This is a genomic window from Desulfosporosinus nitroreducens, assembly GCF_023897015.1.
Taxonomy (GTDB): domain Bacteria; phylum Bacillota; class Desulfitobacteriia; order Desulfitobacteriales; family Desulfitobacteriaceae; genus Desulfosporosinus; species Desulfosporosinus nitroreducens.
On record NZ_JAMHFY010000008.1, the window covers coordinates 1 to 18,024 of the forward strand.

General features: G+C 42.5%; 22 protein-coding genes. 19 read left to right on the plus strand and 3 right to left on the minus strand.

The genetic code is table 11. From position 1 onward, the window contains the following. Positions 1 to 310: 310 nt before the first annotated feature. Together M8E35_RS10515 and M8E35_RS26885 are read right to left on the minus strand one after the other, a co-directional pair. Positions 311 to 688 carry a hypothetical protein gene (locus tag M8E35_RS10515; protein ID WP_252468838.1) on the minus strand — a complete coding sequence of 126 codons (378 nt, stop codon included), beginning with the start codon at positions 686 to 688 and terminating at the stop codon, positions 311 to 313. Positions 689 to 817: 129 nt separating this feature from the next. Further along, entirely contained in the window at positions 818 to 1,027 is a 210-nt protein-coding gene (locus tag M8E35_RS26885) for a helix-turn-helix transcriptional regulator (RefSeq protein ID WP_373887436.1), read from the minus strand. A gap of 228 nt (positions 1,028 to 1,255) precedes the next feature. Between M8E35_RS26885 and M8E35_RS10520 the strand changes: the two genes are divergently transcribed. The 6 genes from M8E35_RS10520 to M8E35_RS10545 all read left to right on the plus strand — a co-directional run bounded on the left by M8E35_RS10520 (position 1,256) and on the right by M8E35_RS10545 (position 7,558). Then, positions 1,256 to 1,558 carry a hypothetical protein gene (locus tag M8E35_RS10520; protein ID WP_252469169.1) on the plus strand — a complete coding sequence of 101 codons (303 nt, stop codon included), beginning with the start codon at positions 1,256 to 1,258 and terminating at the stop codon, positions 1,556 to 1,558. A 139-nt stretch (positions 1,559 to 1,697) separates the two neighbouring features. Beyond that, positions 1,698 to 1,976, plus strand: a complete 279-nt coding sequence (locus M8E35_RS10525) for a hypothetical protein (RefSeq protein WP_252468839.1) — start codon at positions 1,698 to 1,700, stop codon at positions 1,974 to 1,976. Between the two features lie 1,188 nt (positions 1,977 to 3,164). Next, positions 3,165 to 3,794 carry a cobalamin B12-binding domain-containing protein gene (locus tag M8E35_RS10530; protein WP_252468840.1) on the plus strand — a complete coding sequence of 210 codons (630 nt, stop codon included), beginning with the start codon at positions 3,165 to 3,167 and terminating at the stop codon, positions 3,792 to 3,794. A 4-nt stretch (positions 3,795 to 3,798) separates the two neighbouring features. Beyond that, on the plus strand, positions 3,799 to 4,818 hold the full coding sequence (locus tag M8E35_RS10535) for a uroporphyrinogen decarboxylase family protein (protein WP_252468841.1): 1,020 nt from the start codon (positions 3,799 to 3,801) through the stop codon (positions 4,816 to 4,818). 41 nt (positions 4,819 to 4,859) lie between these two features. Then, positions 4,860 to 6,167: a GAF domain-containing sensor histidine kinase gene (locus M8E35_RS10540; protein WP_252468842.1), complete on the plus strand. Its 1,308-nt coding sequence runs from the start codon at positions 4,860 to 4,862 to the stop codon at positions 6,165 to 6,167. Continuing rightward, positions 6,164 to 7,558 (plus strand): sigma-54-dependent transcriptional regulator, encoded by a 1,395-nt coding sequence (locus M8E35_RS10545; RefSeq protein WP_252468843.1) that lies wholly within the window; start codon positions 6,164 to 6,166, stop codon positions 7,556 to 7,558. The genes M8E35_RS10540 and M8E35_RS10545 overlap by 4 nt, the downstream gene beginning before the upstream one ends. On the opposite strand, the gene M8E35_RS10550 is transcribed toward M8E35_RS10545, so the two are convergent. After that, positions 7,542 to 8,099, minus strand: a complete 558-nt coding sequence (locus M8E35_RS10550) for a hypothetical protein (protein ID WP_252468844.1) — start codon at positions 8,097 to 8,099, stop codon at positions 7,542 to 7,544. The genes M8E35_RS10545 and M8E35_RS10550 overlap by 17 nt on opposite strands. A gap of 325 nt (positions 8,100 to 8,424) precedes the next feature. On the opposite strand from M8E35_RS10550, the gene M8E35_RS10555 reads away from it, so the two are divergent. From M8E35_RS10555 to M8E35_RS10615, 13 genes are all read left to right on the plus strand, one after another. After that, complete coding sequence (locus M8E35_RS10555; RefSeq protein ID WP_252468845.1) at positions 8,425 to 9,624, plus strand: ABC transporter permease; 1,200 nt, start codon at positions 8,425 to 8,427, stop codon at positions 9,622 to 9,624. An 11-nt stretch (positions 9,625 to 9,635) separates the two neighbouring features. Next, on the plus strand, positions 9,636 to 10,343 hold the full coding sequence (locus tag M8E35_RS10560) for an ABC transporter ATP-binding protein (RefSeq protein ID WP_252468846.1): 708 nt from the start codon (positions 9,636 to 9,638) through the stop codon (positions 10,341 to 10,343). Positions 10,344 to 10,379: 36 nt separating this feature from the next. Then, a complete protein-coding gene (locus tag M8E35_RS10565) occupies positions 10,380 to 10,808 on the plus strand; it encodes a DUF4418 family protein (protein ID WP_252468847.1) in 429 nt (142 codons plus the stop codon). 71 nt (positions 10,809 to 10,879) lie between these two features. Then, complete coding sequence (locus M8E35_RS10570; protein ID WP_252468848.1) at positions 10,880 to 11,185, plus strand: hypothetical protein; 306 nt, start codon at positions 10,880 to 10,882, stop codon at positions 11,183 to 11,185. Positions 11,186 to 11,214: 29 nt separating this feature from the next. Continuing rightward, the gene (locus M8E35_RS10575) at positions 11,215 to 11,451 is read left to right on the plus strand and encodes a hypothetical protein (RefSeq protein WP_252468849.1); all 237 of its coding nucleotides are present in this window, start codon (positions 11,215 to 11,217) and stop codon (positions 11,449 to 11,451) included. Next, positions 11,435 to 11,884, plus strand: coding sequence for a QcrA and Rieske domain-containing protein (locus tag M8E35_RS10580; RefSeq protein WP_252468850.1), 450 nt, complete (start codon positions 11,435 to 11,437; stop codon positions 11,882 to 11,884). Before M8E35_RS10575 ends, M8E35_RS10580 begins: the two co-directional genes overlap by 17 nt. Before the next feature lie 57 nt (positions 11,885 to 11,941). Continuing rightward, positions 11,942 to 12,544: a cytochrome b N-terminal domain-containing protein gene (locus M8E35_RS10585; protein WP_252469171.1), complete on the plus strand. Its 603-nt coding sequence runs from the start codon at positions 11,942 to 11,944 to the stop codon at positions 12,542 to 12,544. Between the two features lie 14 nt (positions 12,545 to 12,558). Next, entirely contained in the window at positions 12,559 to 12,960 is a 402-nt protein-coding gene (locus M8E35_RS10590; protein WP_309446455.1) for a cytochrome b family protein, read from the plus strand. Between the two features lie 29 nt (positions 12,961 to 12,989). Continuing rightward, positions 12,990 to 13,448, plus strand: a complete 459-nt coding sequence (locus M8E35_RS10595) for a cytochrome C (protein WP_252468851.1) — start codon at positions 12,990 to 12,992, stop codon at positions 13,446 to 13,448. Between the two features lie 46 nt (positions 13,449 to 13,494). Further along, positions 13,495 to 15,378, plus strand: coding sequence for a Sec-dependent nitrous-oxide reductase (gene nosZ / locus M8E35_RS10600; protein WP_252468852.1), 1,884 nt, complete (start codon positions 13,495 to 13,497; stop codon positions 15,376 to 15,378). A 122-nt stretch (positions 15,379 to 15,500) separates the two neighbouring features. Continuing rightward, positions 15,501 to 16,112 carry a hypothetical protein gene (locus M8E35_RS10605; protein ID WP_252468853.1) on the plus strand — a complete coding sequence of 204 codons (612 nt, stop codon included), beginning with the start codon at positions 15,501 to 15,503 and terminating at the stop codon, positions 16,110 to 16,112. Next, complete coding sequence (locus tag M8E35_RS10610) at positions 16,067 to 17,536, plus strand: NosD domain-containing protein (protein WP_252468854.1); 1,470 nt, start codon at positions 16,067 to 16,069, stop codon at positions 17,534 to 17,536. The genes M8E35_RS10605 and M8E35_RS10610 overlap by 46 nt, the downstream gene beginning before the upstream one ends. Before the next feature lies 1 nt (position 17,537). Further along, the gene (locus M8E35_RS10615) at positions 17,538 to 18,008 is read left to right on the plus strand and encodes a nitrous oxide reductase accessory protein NosL (RefSeq protein WP_252468855.1); all 471 of its coding nucleotides are present in this window, start codon (positions 17,538 to 17,540) and stop codon (positions 18,006 to 18,008) included. Positions 18,009 to 18,024: the final 16 nt, after the last annotated feature.

Here is an 18,024-nt window from a genome sequence, read left to right on the forward strand (position 1 = left end):
GTTTGGATCTTCTCAGGGCTAAGATTATATATTAGCTTTTTATTTTGACCATACATACTCAAATATGCGGAAGAACCGCTATCACACCGAAATATTCAGTCAGGATTACAAGGGCATAAAGGTGCTATTGATTTATACTGAAACCTGACCCCAAAAAAGGGGTCAATTTTCATTGACAATCAACAGGTGCCGCCGGGAAGGGAATTTCACGGCGGCATACGAAAGGAGAGCTTAGTTGCTCTCCTTTTTGGTTGCTTCCATCTTAATTTCGTGGACATCATGTTCAATTCTTTGTATCGACTCAATAAGGCTATTTAAGATTCTTGAATATCTCACTGGCCTTATCGTCGCTTGATTCTAATACAAACATTCCATTAATCGGCCAGTCTTTCATTACATTGACAAAGTCTTTCTTTGCTTGGTCTAAATCCTTATTAGAATTATATTCGTAAATTACAATTTTAGCCTTAGGGTTCTCATCTGTTCCGAAACCTACACCATCTTTCGCTCCGATCATTGTGAAAAATGGTTTCTTCTCGGCATCTTCTTTAATCCCAGCATCGGCGAATGTCTTAATAAAGTCCGCCATCGTTAGATCTTTCCTCACAGGACTGGATGTCCCTGTTGATCCGCACCCTAACAACATAAACATAAGTCCGATTAATAATAAGTACGTGATTTTTTTCAATCGGTTCAACCCTTTTTCTCGAGTTTCTAATTTATTTGCTTAGTTCAACTAATTGATGGCATTTCCTGCTTTCCGACATTCTTAATGGTTTTGCGACAAACTAAGACCCCGGCATTTATGCCGGGGTCTTCATTCATGGAAATAATCTGGCCAAAGATAATCCACTTTCTCGCCTACAGCAATTGCTATTTCTTGGGCGGTAGATAAGTAAAGATCCTTGCCGTTCACAATTTGAGATATGTGCGACTGAGAATACCCAGTTATTTCTTTCAGGTCTTTTTGTGTGATACCTTTTTTTGTCATAACTTCATAGAGTCTACATCGTCTGTGTTGCTTCAATACTCATCACCGATGATTTGAATTCGGCAAAAATATGTTAACTCCTGCGACGAAGAGGTTATACATGGTAATATATACTTAAGTGAATAAATTGTTTCTGATAATAGAAATACTAGTTGTAAGCTAGCAGCAAGGAAGGATTTCGACAAAATACCCCTTGAAGATAAATAGAACATATGTTCTAATATTTAAAGATTATATGTTCTGAAGGGAGTAATTGTCGTGGAAATGCAAGAGCAAGAATTGAATAAGGATGAATTTAAGTATGAGCATGAGCTAGTGGAAGAAAGTTATGAGGATCTGGACATAGCGGATGCGCTGGTAGAAGCTAAGGTAAGCGACGATGGCGGAGAAACGTGGACTAGGCGAAAAATCAATCTTGGAGGCGACATAGACGAATCGGGCCTTTCGGCTGGGGAGATCTTTCAGCTCAATGGGGAGAAGTATAAGGTGCTATCTGGAGATTTTGGCATAACGATTGAGCTAATGGGGAAACCAGCCAGTGGAAAAAAAGTATCAAAACGAAAGTAAAATAATAAGGAAGCCCGTGCACCCTGGAGAGAGTCCGGACTTCCCATCACAAAAACACTTCCGAAGAAGGGTTCTTATGCCTGTATTATATCCAGTTTTATCCTTCTTAGGCAAGTGGTAAATGAAGGAGAAATGAAATTTGTTTAAGGTAAGATTAAGGCGTCATTCAAGATCTAGCAAATTTACAAAGTCATTTAGTGTAATAGAAAAACTCTTTAACGATGTGAATAAGAGTGTTAATATTTCAGGAATGGAATCCAAAACAAGAAAATTGGGACGGCAGATATTAAACCTCCTAGGTCCTGACCATGGGTTATTATTCCTCGAATACGAAAAATCGATTTACTTAGCAGAAAGTTATTGCATAGAAAACGCTTATCGCTTAGGGTTAAAGGCTAGAAATGGGGATAAAAAATAGACCAAATTCATGACCTCCATACCTACCAAAAAACCTACCATCCAATTTTACTATATTTATAACTCTTAAAGTATATTGTAAGAGTTGAATATACGAAACAAATTTAAGTAAAGTCAAGGTGTTAGAAAGTCTGCATCCGTGGTAAAATGATTAAAGTTTCGCTTAGGCCAACTTTTTACCTTGGGGTGGTAGAGGTCGCATGTTCAAATCATGTCGCTCCGACCAGTAAACATGCGGGTTTCAGCCTTACTGAAAAAGGCAAAACCGTGAAATAATGCAACCGTTTTTTAGTTAGCTTTTCCAATTAGATTCCTCCCATTTTGGGGGGATCTTTTTTTATCTTTTTTTAGTAGGCCATTAATATTTACACCAGCTGTGACTTTTACTTTAGGCATGACATGCGTGTAGGTATTACCCGTAGTAGCTATATCCGCATGACCCAGTAATATTTGGCTGTCTTAAGACTTTCGCCACGTTCTAGGAGTCTTGTGGCGAAGTGAATGTACCGTTATATCCGTCGAGAGTTTTGCAGCTTTTCTAATTTCGCGAAACTTTCTATGAGGCTCCGTGGATTAATTGGGGTACAACGCCTGGACCCACAGCTTTTAAAAAGTAATGCAACGAGGGTAATAATAGGTAATAAAGCATAACAAAATAAGAAAAGGCACCGGTATGACCGATGCCTGATACCCTTGGTACTAAAGGGTTTTAACAGAATAGACTAAGTTAACAAGGTGGTACGTGTCTTTACTTGAGGGCAAACACTTCCCCGATTTCTTAGTGGCAATTTACGCCCCGTGCAGGGCTTTTCCCCTTAATGGCATCGTGGAGCATAACCTTTAAGGAGGAGGGGCTTATAAAGTGAAATTTACAAACCTTCTTGAAAACGGACCGTTTTAAGAAGATACTTATCTTTTATGATGCCGTAACGAAGCACCCCGAGCTTATGCTACTTCCCTATAAGGAACAAGCGGAAAGTTTACAATTCACACTATATGAGGTTAAAATGGTATGGGGATTCTTTCATGGAGCCTTTGGATCTCCATATAAATTGGGGATAAATTGAAGTCATTATTTTAATACTCATCACATAAATAATCCTTAATTCTGCAAGTTTGTACCCCCCAAACCCGCCGGGCTGGCTGTCTTGATACATGCAGTAAAACTTAACTAAGGGGTGATGGATTGTTGAATAACCTAGATACCCTAGTGGAGTCAGTAATCCAAGGAAGACATAGGGATGCAGTTGCTCTTGCTGAACAATTGCTTTCTTCTGGGATTGATGTATACACCATCGTAGAACATGGTTTATCACCCGCTTTAAAGGCGTTAGATGTAAAATGCACATCCGATGAGTTCAATTTATTGGAAATCATGTTAGCCGGGAGAGCCATGCTGGAAGTGATGAATAACGTTATTGCCAAACACTTAGATCAGGATCAGCCTGTGAAACAACTGGACACGATTATCCTAGGATCCATCAAGGGGGATATCCATGAGTTAGGAAAACACGTGGTGCGGATCCTACTTAGTTGTGCCGGGTATAAAGTTATTGATTTAGGCCAAGACGTGGAGCCTAAGCGATTTGTAGAAGCGGCCGTTGAAGCAAAGGCAGATTATATTTTCATTTCAGGTCTGATTAGTGTTATCGTTCCACAGGTCAGAGAAGTTAGGGCATTTCTTCTGCAGCAAAATTTGACGATCCCGGTTGTAGCTGGAGGCGCAGCTCTCCAGCAAATGAAGGCAGAGGATTTAAATGTCGATTATGTGGCCAAGAATGCTTTTGATGGCCTGCACTATGTCCAACGGATGAGGTGAGAGAATGAGATCGTTAGCAAGGGTTTTAGGCACCTTGAATTTTACAGACGTTGACTGCGCTCCAGTTTTTCTCGAACATAGTGGGTTTGTCGCTAGATTGGCGGGGATATCCCTTGAGAGATATCTTACAGAGGCCGATATCATGGTTGCTGTGAAATTAGAGGCAGTCAAAAAGTTTAGGACCGACATTATGAGCTTAGGCCTGGATTCGTGTGTAGAAGCTGAAGCCTTGGGCTCCAAAGTGGTGTTTTCTAATTCCGCTTATCCATACATTTCGAGCTCGCTGATCACAGATTGGCATCAGCTTGATCGCCTAACTGTGCCGGATCCATGGTCATCTGGACGGATGCCACTGATACTGCAGGCTGCTAAGGTTATTGTAGAAAAGGATGCGGGAGAGCACTTTATTGTTGGACAAGTCTTAGGACCCGTGACCATCGCCTCCCAAATTTATGGAATTGAGAAGCTTATTTACTTAATTGTCGATGATCCTGAGGGATTTATGGAGCTCTTAAAATTCACTTCTCAGGTTACCGAACGCTATTGTGAAGCCCTGGGTGAAACTGGTATACACGCTATTATGCTACATGACCCTTCGGCCTCACCAGATGTTTTATCAAAAGGAGTATTTACTAGTTTCATAGCACCTCAGCTTAAAGCAATGTTCGAGCGTATTAAGAAACGGCAAGAGACTTATCTGTGGCTCCAAATTATCGGCAATACCACTTCGGTATTGCATCATATGGCTGACTTTAATCTCGAAATGGTGACGATTGATACGGCAGTTAAACTTCCGGATGCCTTTCACAGTCTTCAGAACAAAGTTGTCGTGGGGAATATGAATCCCATGTTGTTCCGAAATGCAACGTTTAATCAATTAGCCAGCACCTTAAGACAGATACTTGAGCAACGTCGAGAGTTTGGTTATGTCATGGGTACAGGCTGTGAAACCCCTCTAGATGCCAGTGAAGAAAAGATTACTTACTTTCTAGAGTTAATAGAGAGCATAAAGTGCCACGGCTAGTCCGTATGAAGCAAAGCATGGGTTTTAAAGGGAGGGGAAAAATGTCAGGTCAAACTGTGAATACAGGGTCTGAACAATTATATGAGCAGTTGCAGCGGGAGATGGCGGTACTCATCAAGATCAACAATCTAACGGGTTTTTTGCCAGTCAAGCTCGACAATCTACTGAGTGCAATAATCAAAGAAATTGATAATATATTTTTTCCCTATAAATGTGAACTTCATCTCATCACTGAGGGGCGTTTGGAAACTTGTTGCACATATATTAAAGATGATTGCTGTAAAGCATTAAATGATCAACTTCCTTTGACTTTAGAACAAGGAGAAAGACTTTGTTGTGAGGCCGAATTCTGTGCTAATTGCTATCAATTCCATGTTTGCGTACCCCTTATTGCAGGAGTTGACAAGCTCGGTGTAGTTACTCTCAAAAGTAAGCAGAAAACAGAGTTTCATCGTGATTCTATGGAATTGCTATTAGCGGTTGTAAGTCAGATTGCGGCTACAATTCAAAGGGCTCGGCTCTTTTCACGTTTAGCCCAGGAAAAGGCAAATCTTGAAAAAGCCAATACCGAAATCAATCAGCTCAATCAGGAGTTGCAAAAATCGATTGAGCAATTGAATAAAGCTCAAGAACAGCTTGTTATATCTGAGCGCTTAGCGGCGGCTGGCCAATTGTCGGCCAATTTGGCTCATGAAATCAACAACCCCATAGGGGTTATTCTTTCGAGGCTAGAATGGTTGTTATTAGAGGCTGAGGAGAATAGTTTGCCAGATCAAGTGATTGAGGATATGCAAATAATGGTGAAGCATACTGAGCGGATTGCCAGAACGACTAAGGGCTTGCTTTCATTCTCACGTCAAACGGTGGATTGCATGTCGCCCCTAGACCTAAATACCATGATTATCGAAACCACCGATTGGCTGAGAAGTCAATTCCTAAGTAAGAATATCCAGTTAGACTTAAAATTGGCGAGCAATGCGTGGGTCCTTGGGAATCCCGGGCAATTGGAGCAGGTCTTAGTGAACCTTCTTAATAACGCGAAAGATGCGATAGTTGAAGGTGGGGAAATTAGTATCTGTTCAAAGGTTGATCTAGATCAAAAAATGGTTCAAGTTGAGGTCAGCGATTCGGGGACAGGGATCTCTGACGAGATAAAGAATAGGATTTTTGACCCGTTTTTTACGACCAAGGAAAAAGGAGTAGGAACGGGTCTTGGGCTTTCTATTAGTTATGGAATTCTTGAAAACCATGGTGGAAGTTTAAAGGTCGAAAGCGAACTAGGTAAGGGAAGCTGTTTCAGTCTATTGTTGCCGTTATTCATTGAGGCAAAGGCGGGTGATGCGTCATGAAGGAGGAACGCACAATCCTTGTAATCGATGACGAAAAGGATATGTTAGAGATTTGTTCTCGAATTATCAAACGCATGGGTTATAGGAGTGTTACTTTTAATGACAGTGTGGAAGCCCTGAATAAGATGCTGGATATTACTCCAGACCTGATCATTACAGACCTGCAAATGCCCGGGGTTGATGGATTCCGAATTTTGGAGTGGATCAAAGAAAATCTACCCGAAACACTCGTGGTGGTGATCACAGGTTTTTCCTCCATTGATTCAGCGATCATTGCCATGAAAAATGGAGCCTTCGATTATTTGCCAAAACCGTTCAAGCTTGACCAGCTACAGTTTACGATTACTAAAGCATTTCAACAGATCGAATTAAAGGCAGAAAACCAACTCTTGCGCAATCAGCTCCAGGAAGTGATTAATAGCGAGAATCTTATTGGAGCCAATGGTGGGTTGCAAACTATTTTCAAGCAGATTGGTAAAATTGCCAAGACAAACGTAACTACATTAATCTTAGGCGAAAGCGGTACAGGTAAGGAGCTTATTGCCCATACTATTCATAAGAATAGTCATCGTTCGATCGGGCCATTCATTCCTATTGACTGTGCTTCCCTTCCAGAAAACTTGCTCGAAAGCGAGTTGTTCGGTTACGAAAGAGGAGCCTTTACAGGAGCTAATCGAACGAAAGAGGGGCTCTTCGAACTGGCAAGTGGCGGAACCTTATTTTTAGATGAGATCGGGGAGTTAAGTCTCGCCTTACAGGCGAAACTTTTAAGGGCCTTAGAAGAGAAAGAATTTCGGCGGGTAGGCGGTCATCAACTGATCAAAGTTGATGTGCGAATTGTGGCAGCCACTAACCGAGACTTAGAACAAATGGTTGCTAGTAAGGAATTTAGAGAAGATCTTTACTATCGCTTGAATGTCATTAGCTTACAACTTCCGCCCTTAAGGGAGCGGAAAGAAGATATTCCGTTATTTGTTTTGCACTTTTGTGCTAAGTTTGCACGTAAAACGGGAAAAGTAATCAAGGGTTGTGAACCAAGGGTTATGGAGCTACTTACTCAGTACTCGTGGCCGGGTAATGTGCGTGAATTACGGAATATCATGGAAAGAGCGGTTACCCTTGCCGAAAATGAAGTTGTGGGGACTCAAGATTTGGTCCAGCAGGTGTTGGAAGTAAATAGAGAGCCTATGAAGGGTAATGAGATCTCCACGAACCTTCCCTATCGGGAAGCGAAAGAACTATGGATGAATCATCTTGAAGCTCATTATCTGCCAACGTTATTAGACCGCTTTGATGGAAATATTACTCGTGCTGCAGAATGGGCTGGGATCGATCGGAAAACCATTCATCGCCTTCTAAAGAAACACCACTTGTCTAGGATTGCTGAATAGGGATGACCAGCCTATGATCGTCACCGAGAGGCTGGTCTTTTTCATTCTGAGGTGCTTTGATAAGAATTGTAATCTCACTAATATCAGTGGGGCTTGATTTCTGGAGTGGAAACATTACGTAGCCCTGTAAGATTCGTTTCGGTGGGAAGACCCCTCCCAAAAGACCTCCTAAGTCTGCACTCTCAGGCATATCGGCTAAAAGTTGTTCCCCGGTATTCGTCGTCACAACAATTTGTTCCGGATAGAAGCGGACGCTTTCAGACGAGATATTTCCGACTTCTAATCCAAGGGCAAGATGGCCTTGGAGGTCAGGTTGAGACTCTGTAGTATTTTTGATCATGGAAACACTATCGATTCTGATTTTGATTGAGCCAAGGTTGACGATGGTATCAAGTTGTTGGGTCTTACTATAGCTTGGAATGTTCGTGGGTGGTTCTTGACCTTTTTCAACCATTGAAGTGGCAGAGCAACTAGTCAGAGTTAGCGTTGCTGCAGTAATGATAGTCATCAGAGCTAAATTTACTATCCTAAAGCGTTTCATAATAAGTGGCCTCCCCAGTATGTATTTAAATAGACAGCTTCCTTAGATCGGTGTTAAAAAGGATTATATGCAATTTATATACCATACTTAGTAAGGGCAGGTTGTCTAGTTTATAGTCTCAATAATCCTTCTTCTCAGCAAATTGTGACATAAAAGCCACAGGTGAAGGGACATTAACGTCTCTAAACCTGTGGTTTTTACTGTTGCCACAGTTCTTTTGTTAATGAAACCTTGAATTAGGCGGAGTTGACGCATCCATGGAGCCTGGCATGGGATTTGCAAAAGCTATGATTGTACCTAGGCCATGAAGGATAGGAGTGATGAGTTGCTATTAAAACTAGTTTGGAGGAATTTAGTACGACGACCCTGGCAATCCTCCTTGACAATTTTTGTTGTGGCAGCTTGTAGTGCAGCGTTAGTTTCAAGTTTGCTGATGTTATGGAGTATCGAGAATGGTGCAAAAAGTGCGCTTAACCAATGGGGGGCAGATATTCTGGTATTACCAGCTCAGGCAGAGTATAGCCCTGAAGAGGTGCTATTTACGGGTTCCCCTGCCAACATTTACATGAAGGCACAAGTTATTGAGGAGGTTTCAGAGATTGACGGTGTGGAGAAAGCGACTCCTCAATTTTTCAGTCAAACGCTCAATCAAAGTTGTTGTAGCCTGCCGGATGAATATCGATTAGTCGGATATGATCCTGCCAGTGATTTCTTAGTTAATGGCTTAGCCCAAGGGATTGGAAGAGAGTTAAATCAGGAGGAAGTGATTATCGGCAGCGAAATTCCTGCCTTCCTAGGGGACCGGGTCGTCATTCTAGGGCAACCTTTTGATGTTGCTGGTTATCTAAAGCCAAAAGGAGGGAGTATTGATCGGACAATTTTTGTTCCTATTGCTACAGCCCGTCAAGTCGCCTTCCAAAGTCCTTATTTGCAGGAAATTTGGCATGGTGCCGGAAACCCTCAAGATTTGATATCCGCCGTTTTAATCAAAACGAGTGAGAGTGTATCACCTGAGATTATTGGGCAAACGATCTCGAATATTCCTGGCTTAAAGGCTGTGACGGCAGGGAAACTCATGCAAGACTTGCAGGAACAATTGGTGGCTTTTCGTTCAGTAATATGGGTTCTAGTACTTATCATAGGTGCCATTACGTTAGCTTCCCTTTGTACGAGGTACTCCTCTTTGATGCTTGAAAAACGGGAAGAAGTGGGATTGTTGCGGATCCTAGGGGCGAGGAGAAACCAAGTTTTCAAGATGATTTTGGCGGAGTCCTTCATTACGGTACTGACTGCTTCATTCTTAGGGTCACTATTTGGTTTAGGCTTGCTCATACATTACAAGTTAATGCTCAAGGAATATAGTTCATTTCCTTTTCTCATGCCCAATTTGTCACAAATAGTGATTGCCCTAAGTGGTCTCATCCTAGCAACACTCGTTATTAGTCTTTTAGCCGCGCTTTGGCCAGCAAGACGTTCGGCGTTCATTGATCCAGTGCTTGCCTTATCTGAAGGCCAGCTTCGTTAGGAGGATATACTATGCAACTCAAACTATCAAAGGTTAGTCATCAGTATGCCAATAAGTTCGGAGAGGTCATTATTCCTCTCCAAGACGTTGATTTAAGCATAGATCGGGGGGAAGTACTGACTATTTTAGGACCATCAGGTTGCGGTAAAAGCACGCTTTTATTCATTTTAGGGTGCCTGCTCAAACCAACTCAAGGTGAGGTAGTGATTGATAGTATACCTACTTATAGGTTAGTAGAAGACGAGCTAGCAGAGCTACGCTCACGCAAGATAGGATTCATTTTACAACAGAGTGTTCTCCTCCCAACCCTTACGGTTCGGGAAAATGTACTCCTGCCATTATGGATCGGGCCTAAACCTTTTAATAAAAAAAGCGCAGAGCAGAAAGTGACATCACTCCTTGAAGAATCAGGATTACTGGAACGAGCAAAGTTTTTACCGCATCAGTTAAGCGGGGGGCAAAGACGACGGGTTGCTATTGTGAGAGCATTAGTTCACGATCCAGAGCTAATTTTAGCAGATGAACCAACAGCGGAGCTTGATGATGTCAATCGCTCCCTAATTAGTACGTGGTTATTAGAGTTAGCGGATAAAGGTAAATCAGTCGTTATTGCAACCCATGACCCTTTTCTTACGGGTGTGGCGAGTCGTGTTTACACTTTAAACAAAGGACTGCTACTTCTAAAAGCGAAGCCGGGGAAAAGCCATGAGGCTCTATAGGTGCTTGCCTAATAAATGTGTGAAAGAGGGGAAACCATGATCACTCAAACTAAAGGGAATAAAGTAGCTGGTATTTTGGGTTCTATTATCGGTATGTTCATTATTTTTACGCCCTTTCATTTAGCCCCCGTGTGTCAGAAATTAATTGAATTGAAATCTGGCAATATGACTCATATGCGCTGTCATTATACAGGGCAGGCTGAGATTTATTTTGGCATATTGATAGTGATTGTTTCGCTGATGGTTCTGTTTAGCCATGGTGTCGCACGTCGCTATCTTGGCTTTCTATTGGCAGTCCTTGGTGTGATGGTAATTTTGATGCCTACTGATTGGGGGATTGGGGTTTGTATGTCGCCTATGGAATGCCATACAACAGCTAAATATTTGTATGGATTCGGAGGAGTGCTAACCTTAGTGGGTTTGGCCTTAGGATTGATGAAAGGACCCTTTTCGGATAAACCTTGAACCAATAACGTGAAAAGAGATTTGAATAGAGACAAATAAGTCCCACCGCTATTTTAAGGAGGTGATGAAATTTGGCAAAAGGATTTTCCACTAAGATAGCTACAGGAATAACTCTAATGATGGTAGGCACGGCAATAGGGCTGTCGGCGATGTCGTCTTATGCGCAACCAATGCCTAAAGAAAATCATGGAGGGAGAGAATACTTAACTTTTCAATCAGTCTGTACCACTTGTCATGAGGCTACTACCGTGCAAAATTCCAGCGGTACCGAGTCGTGGTCTGAGGTTATCACCCAAATGCGTGGGTTTGGGGCCTTTGTTACGGAGGATCAAACTAAGGAAATAGAGGATTATCTGCAAAAAACATATCCAAGATAAAATTAACCGGATGAAAGGAAGTCGTGCATATGAGTCTTGATCAGGAAGATCAGTCTTCTTATGGGTTAGTGTTACTTGGCTTAGACGCGTGGGCAGCTCTTATGTTCGCCATGATGCTTGTTAAAAGCTATATCGCTGGGAATTCCCGTTGGGTTGCCATATTAATTGGCTTGATTTTTATTAGTACCGCTATTTCCATTTATATATGGCGATTTTTTGTTTTAGAGAAGGGGGAGGGGATGAAAAGCCATGGAGAATTCCAGTAATAATCGAAAACTATCCCGACGCCAATTTATAACCATAACCGCGAGCATACCAGCGTGCTTAGCCGTTCTAACCCCTATGACTTTGCTGGGTGGAACCCTTTACCCCCCGAAATCATTAATGCCTGCTCCTCCCAAAATGGCGGTAATTAAAGAAGTAGATCTTCAGGACGAGCCAGTGGAGTTTGTCTATGATGGGGCTCCAGCCATGCTATTTAAGCGAGAAGATGAAATGATCGCTTTCTCTCGAGTCTGCACACATCTTGGCTGTATTGTGCTTTGGAATGCTGAAGGTCAGCAGTTCGAGTGTCCGTGCCATGGCGGAATTTTTAATGCCAACGGAGATGTGGTAGAAGGACCGCCTCCCAAACCTCTGCTCAAATTGGCAACTTGGTTGGAAGAAGGGGTTGTCATGGCTCAACTGAAGGAGGTTTAAATTTTGGCTATCGAACCTAAGGGAATTGCAAAAAAAAATGAACAAAGCTTATCAGAAATGTTTAAGGAACTTGGGAGCCATCCCGTACCGAAACATGCCCGTAGTTACATGTATTGCTTCGGAGGAATTACATTTTTACTCTTTTTAATTCAGGTCATTACGGGGATTTTGCTCGCTATTTACTACAAGCCGACACCCGAGCTGGCCTATGAAAGTGTGATGTTTATCGAGCAAGACGTATGGATGGGAGCAGCAATTCGTTCAATCCATAATGTTGCCGCGAACCTGATGGTTATCGCTGTGCTGATGCATATGTTTCGAGTCATCTATACGGGTTCATATAAACCCCCGCGTCAATTAAACTGGATTATCGGAGCGTGCTTGTTGATTATTGTCCTCGCTTTTTGCTTTACGGGTTATCTTTTACCCTGGGATCAGTTGGGGTATTGGGCTGCTGTCATAGGTACAAAAATAATGGGCTCGCTCCCTTGGCTCGGTGAACAGTTACTGCTCTTGAGCCAGGCAGGCAGCAAAATTACCGGGTACACCTTAACTAGGTTTTATGCTCTTCATATTGTGATCTTACCAGTGGTTGCAATTGTTTCGATGGTTATTCATTTTCTGATGATCCGTAAGCAAGGAATTTCTGGTGGGCTATAGGAGGGGAAGTTAAATTGGAGCGTGATCAAAAACTAAGTTCTTTGGAGTCTGATGAGATACCTTTTTTCCCTGGTCATCTATTAACGGAAGTCGTGATGGCCTTTGCGGTCCTTGGATTAGTGTTTATCTTAGCTGGAGTATGGCCCAAGGAGTTAGGCCCCCCGGCAAATACGATTATGACTCCGTCACGGATTGTTCCGGAATGGTATTTCCTTTGGCTGTTCGGGCTTCTGAAAATCGTACCTGAGCTATTAGGATTATTTCTTTCGGGGTTGTTGATCATGGGAGTCCTACTTCTTCCGTGGCTTGATCGCAGTAATAATAATACCTTAAAGGGAAGGCGTAAGATTCTCATGCTCATAATATTGACCGTGTGTTTCATGATCGTACTGTCGGTGATCGGTGTAAAAGAATAAGTTGTTAGGATGTACTAGGAGGTGCAAGCGTGTTCAATCTTTTCAAGAAGGGTGTAGGACCAAACTTTGTTTTATGGTTGGGAATCGGTTTTCTAACTATGGTTAGTTATAATGTTTTGGCCACACCAAGCAATCCTCCAACCGTTGATAATACCGTCCAAACCGTCTACAATACAGGACTTCAGCCTCAGGCCCAAGCTCCGACGGACGCCATTGATCCTAAAACTCTCGAAGGAGATATCTTTAAGCAAAAAGGGTGTATTCAGTGCCATTCTGTTTCCTTCTACAATATCTTAGGTGGAGCGACAGGGCCAGATCTTTCCGTTGCTTATTCGGATGCTCCGAAACGATTTGGCAAAAGCCTTGAGGAGTTTTTGGAAAAACCTGAAGGGACTATGGGCGATTTGCTTCCCCAGCGCACTACCGCTGAGGATAGGAAACAAATCCTTGATTTGTTGAGCAAGGCGGCAGAAGTAAAGGCTAAATAAATAGAATCATTAAGCTAGAGATAATTAATCTTGGAGGTGAGAGTATATGCATAAAATAAAGCTAAAAACTCTATTCGTTGCTGTTGCAGGGCTTTTTGTCGGCTTATTATTGGCTTATTCCATATCGTCTCAAATAAGCCCAACTACTACGGGAGGATTGAAGGCTTCTAAAGAGGGCGTGTCAGAGGATCTCATCGACGCTGCCCTGAAAACCTATGTCCCACCCGGTCAATTAGATGAATATTATCTCTTCGCATCGGGTGGACACTCTGGTCAACTGTTTGTGTATGGGGTGCCATCCATGAGACGTATTCGTTCAATTCCAGTCTTTAATAAGGAGTCCGCCGTTGGTTATGGCTGGACGACAGAAAGTAAAGAAATGCTCGGGGATTTTGCTTGGGGGGATGCACATCATCCGGCCCTCAGCGAAACTAAAGGTGATTATGATGGACGGTGGCTTTTCATGAATGATAATGCCAACAGTCGGGTTGCCCGCGTTAATTTAGATTCTTTCACAACTCAACAGATCCTTGGGCCAGTACCTAACGTATATGGTCCTCATGGTTCGGTCTTTCTAACGCCAAATTCAGAGTATTTCATGATGGCTTCACGTTTTGCTGGTCCGATTCCCTATGGTACCTACTCGGAGCTTGATAACTTCAAAGAGGACTATAAAGGCGTTATGGCTGCCATAGCCATTGATCCCAAAGATGGCGAGATGAGTGTCGGGTGGGAAGTGTTACTTCCTCCTTGGTCTTACGACCTTTCAGATGCTGGTAAGGGTGTCAGTGACGGCTGGTGTTTCCTGACAACTTATAATACAGAAGAAGCGTACCACCTATTAGAAGTGGAATCCTCCCAAAGAGAACGGGACTATATCATGGCAATTAACTGGAAGATGCTCGAACAAGCGGCTAAGGACGGAAAGGTAAAAGATATTGGTGGAGCAAAGGTCATTGATCCCATGGATGTTCCAGGTTCAGTCTACCTCGTTCCTTGCGCAAAAAGTCCACATGGGGTGGATGTTACCCCTGACGGCAAATATTTTATTGGAAATGGTAAACTTGCTCCTACTGTCACTGTTTTTAGTTTTGAAAACTTCATGGAGTGTGTTAACACTAAGGATTTTCAGGGGGAAGAAAGGGGCTTCCCAATTGTGAATTATGAAAAGACGCGGGTCGCTGAAGTAGAAGTTGGCTTAGGACCTTTGCATACTCAATTTGATGACAAAGGCAATGCTTACACGAGTTTGTTCGTTGAAAGCGCCGTCGCCAAATGGAGTTTAACTGACTTTAAAGTCACTGATAAAACACAAGTACACTATTGCCCAGGACACCTAGCTTCGGCCGAAGGGGATACCGTGAATCCTGATGGGAAATACCTAGTCTCCTTGAATAAGTTAGCCAAAGATAAATACCTCTCGGTTGGACCTTCCCATCCAGAAAGTATGCAGTTGATTGATCTCACTAGTTCTAAGATGAAAGTTCTATACGATAGTCCAACAGATCCAGAACCACATTTTGCACAAATGATTAAAGCGGATAAAATCAAAACCTTTGAAGTCTATCCTAAGGATGAAGCAAGAGAAGGCGCTGTCTATGCGAAGGAAGATGCCAAGGTTGTCCGGGATGGCAATAATGTGACGGTGTATATGATGGCCTTCCGGAGCCGCTACTACCCTGATGCGGTTGAAATCAATGAAGGTGATCATGTAACTTGGTATATCACGAATACGGATTTTGACGAGGATATTACCCATGGCTTTGGGATCATGTTCTACGATATCAACTGTGAGTCACAACCAGGACAGACTCAAAAACTTGAATTCGTGGCAGATAAAGCGGGGGTATATCCGTACTATTGTACGAATTTCTGTTCAGCCTTACATCAAGAAATGCAAGGATATCTGTTAATTAAACCAAAATCGTAACTGAGATCCGAGCCTTATTCGGAGTGCAGACCGATGGGAATTACCCAGACGGTCTGTTGCTCCTCTTGAAAAAATTAAAGGGGATTGGGTTTCACTAGGGAGAAAAACTTGGAGGGGTTAAGATGAAATTTTTGCAAGGCAAGCTGAGTCTGTCAGGAAGAATTTTGCTGCTAGTTGCAGGGCTTTGTCTGATTGCGAGTACTTACTTTCCTTTGTGGTATATGAGTTTGGATGCGCCGCAGTATCCTGAAGGGTTATCGATGATTGTTTTCATGGATCATATCGGGGGTCGCATCGATATCATTAATAACTTGAACCATTATATTGGCATGAAGGAAATTGCAGAATCGGATTTCCCGGAAATGCAATATATGACCTACATAGCATTTGGCTTAGCAGGGTTGGCGTTTATCGCAGCGTTGGTAAGAAGAGTATGGTTTGGGCTAGGCACCTTGGTACTGCTCATAATTGGTGGGGGGTTGGGAATGTATGATCTTTGGTACTGGTTACACCGCTTTGGAACAGAATTAGATTCTAAAGCGCCCATTATAATCCCTCCGTTCGTACCTCCAATGATTGGGAGTAATGACGTAGCGAATTTCGTAACCCATACAGGCTTTGGTATCGGGGGTTACCTCTTAGGCCTAAGTATTTGTTGCATGATTATTGCGCTTTGGAGGTTTAGGACATGGGAAAACAAAGAAAACGATTCCAAGCCAACTATCCAGGCTTGATCCTTGGGGTTCTTTTTTGGGCATTAGTTTGGACTAAGCCAATTCAAGCTCAGACTATCGAAGTGAGCCCAAATGGAGCGATTACCTCGATAAACGAAGCCATAGCCAAGGCTGAACCAGGTGATGAAATCACGGTTCAGCCTGGTGTTTATAAGGGCCAAGTACTGATCGATAAGAGTGTAAAGCTGATTGGTTTAAACTATCCTAAAATCGAGGGAGGAAATATTGGGGATGCCATAACTATCAAAGCGGATAGTGTCACTGTTCAGGGTTTTGAGGTGAGGGGCAGTGGAAGGAGATTAGAGCACTCGGATGCTGGAATCAAGATTTATTCTAAAAAGAATATTATCAAAGATAACCATATCCTAGATAATTTGTTTGGACTATACCTCAATAAAGCATCCCAAAACATTCTGGAAGGGAATCTTATTCAAGGGCTGCCCGTTCAGAAAAAGCTTGAAAAATCCCAAGCTGATGATAATCAATACGCTGGATTGCATCCTGCCTTTGAAGGGGATGGCGGAGACGGAATTCATTTGTTTGCAGCCTCTGAGAATATGGTTATCAATAATACGATTAAGGATACGCGCGACGGGATCTACTTCAATTATGCCAGCGATAATCAACTGATTGGGAACCGGATTTCTAATGTCCGCTACGGAATTCACTATATGTACTCTGATAGTAATACCTTTCAAGAGAATACTTTATTAAACAATGTCGCGGGTGCGGCCTTGATGTTTTCAAAAGATATAACCTTTACAGAAAATATTTTTGCTCATAGCCGAGGGCACCGATCATATGGACTCCTATTTGCAACCTGTGATGATAGCTTAGCCGAAGGAAATATTTTCATTGATAATACGCGTGGAGCCTTTTTTGATGTTTCCCTGCGCAATGAGTTTCGTAACAATCTAGTCGCGTCAAATGATGTCGGCATCGATCTTATCTCGAGTTCTACGGATAATCTTTTCGTGGGTAATAATTTGATTGACAACTTGCAACAAGTGGCGATGATTGCCGGTCAAGTTGGTGATGGAAACGCGTTTGCTAAAGATGGTCAAGGAAATTATTGGAATGATTATCGGGGCTTTGATTTAGACCGCAACGGGATTGGAGATATTCCTTACCTAAGCGGGGATCCCTTTACGTATTTGATGAAAAAGGCGCCTGCCGTGCGACTATTTCTCAATAGTCCAGCAGCCACCGCTCTAGAATTTTCAGAGAGAATGTTTCCGATTATCAATGTTCCGAAGGTAAAGGATTCGTACCCATATGTCGAACCTATTAACTTGCAGCTTCCGAATCTAGCTGAGTTTTCGGTGCCAGCAAGTAGCAATAAAGTATTAGGTGGTTATTCGATGGCTATGCTGCTCGTTGCTGGGTTGATATTTTATCGGGTTAGAAAACAAAGGGGGGTCTGATATGAGTCGAAAAATAGCAGCGATCATCTTTGTCTTAGCCATGAGTCTACTATTGATGGGATGTTCTAAGCAGGTGGATACATCTCCTCAGCTGATTGACTCGAGCCTTGATATTTGCCCGACTTGTAATATGAGCATTATCGACCTGCACTATGCTGCTGAAATTGTTACTCAAGAAGGTCAGGCGGAGAAATTTGATGACATTGGTTGTTTGGTGCTATACCTCAAAAAGCACAGTCAAGAGCCAGCCTTAAAAGAGAGCGTGGTCTATGTCAAGGATTATAATACCATGGACTGGATTATTGCTTCCGAGGCCACGTATATTAAAGCGCATATTAATACTCCCATGAATTTTGGAATCGTGGGGTTTGGATCTCAAGAAGCAGCTCAATTGTTTGGGGGCGAGTTAGAAGACGCCACATTAATGAATTGGCAAGAAGTCTTATCAGCAAAGCAGACGGTGAGCTTTTAAGAAATCTGCAGATAGG

Bases quoted from the DNA above. Each gene is read 5' to 3' on its own strand.
- M8E35_RS10545 (WP_252468843.1), top strand. From the start codon at position 6,164: ATGAAGGAGGAACGCACAATCCTTGTAATCGATGACGAAAAGGATATG.
- M8E35_RS10540 (WP_252468842.1), top strand. From the start codon at position 4,860: ATGTCAGGTCAAACTGTGAATACAGGGTCTGAACAATTATATGAGCAG.
- M8E35_RS10575 (WP_252468849.1), top strand. From the start codon at position 11,215: ATGAGTCTTGATCAGGAAGATCAGTCTTCTTATGGGTTAGTGTTACTT.
- nosZ (WP_252468852.1), top strand. From the start codon at position 13,495: ATGCATAAAATAAAGCTAAAAACTCTATTCGTTGCTGTTGCAGGGCTT.
- M8E35_RS10535 (WP_252468841.1), top strand. From the start codon at position 3,799: ATGAGATCGTTAGCAAGGGTTTTAGGCACCTTGAATTTTACAGACGTT.
- M8E35_RS10580 (WP_252468850.1), top strand. From the start codon at position 11,435: ATGGAGAATTCCAGTAATAATCGAAAACTATCCCGACGCCAATTTATA.
- M8E35_RS10565 (WP_252468847.1), top strand. From the start codon at position 10,380: ATGATCACTCAAACTAAAGGGAATAAAGTAGCTGGTATTTTGGGTTCT.
- M8E35_RS10615 (WP_252468855.1), top strand. From the start codon at position 17,538: ATGAGTCGAAAAATAGCAGCGATCATCTTTGTCTTAGCCATGAGTCTA.
- M8E35_RS10550 (WP_252468844.1), bottom strand. From the start codon at position 8,099: ATGAAACGCTTTAGGATAGTAAATTTAGCTCTGATGACTATCATTACT.
- M8E35_RS10585 (WP_252469171.1), top strand. From the start codon at position 11,942: ATGTTTAAGGAACTTGGGAGCCATCCCGTACCGAAACATGCCCGTAGT.
- M8E35_RS10520 (WP_252469169.1), top strand. From the start codon at position 1,256: ATGCAAGAGCAAGAATTGAATAAGGATGAATTTAAGTATGAGCATGAG.
- M8E35_RS10605 (WP_252468853.1), top strand. From the start codon at position 15,501: ATGAAATTTTTGCAAGGCAAGCTGAGTCTGTCAGGAAGAATTTTGCTG.
- M8E35_RS10560 (WP_252468846.1), top strand. From the start codon at position 9,636: ATGCAACTCAAACTATCAAAGGTTAGTCATCAGTATGCCAATAAGTTC.
- M8E35_RS10610 (WP_252468854.1), top strand. From the start codon at position 16,067: ATGGGAAAACAAAGAAAACGATTCCAAGCCAACTATCCAGGCTTGATC.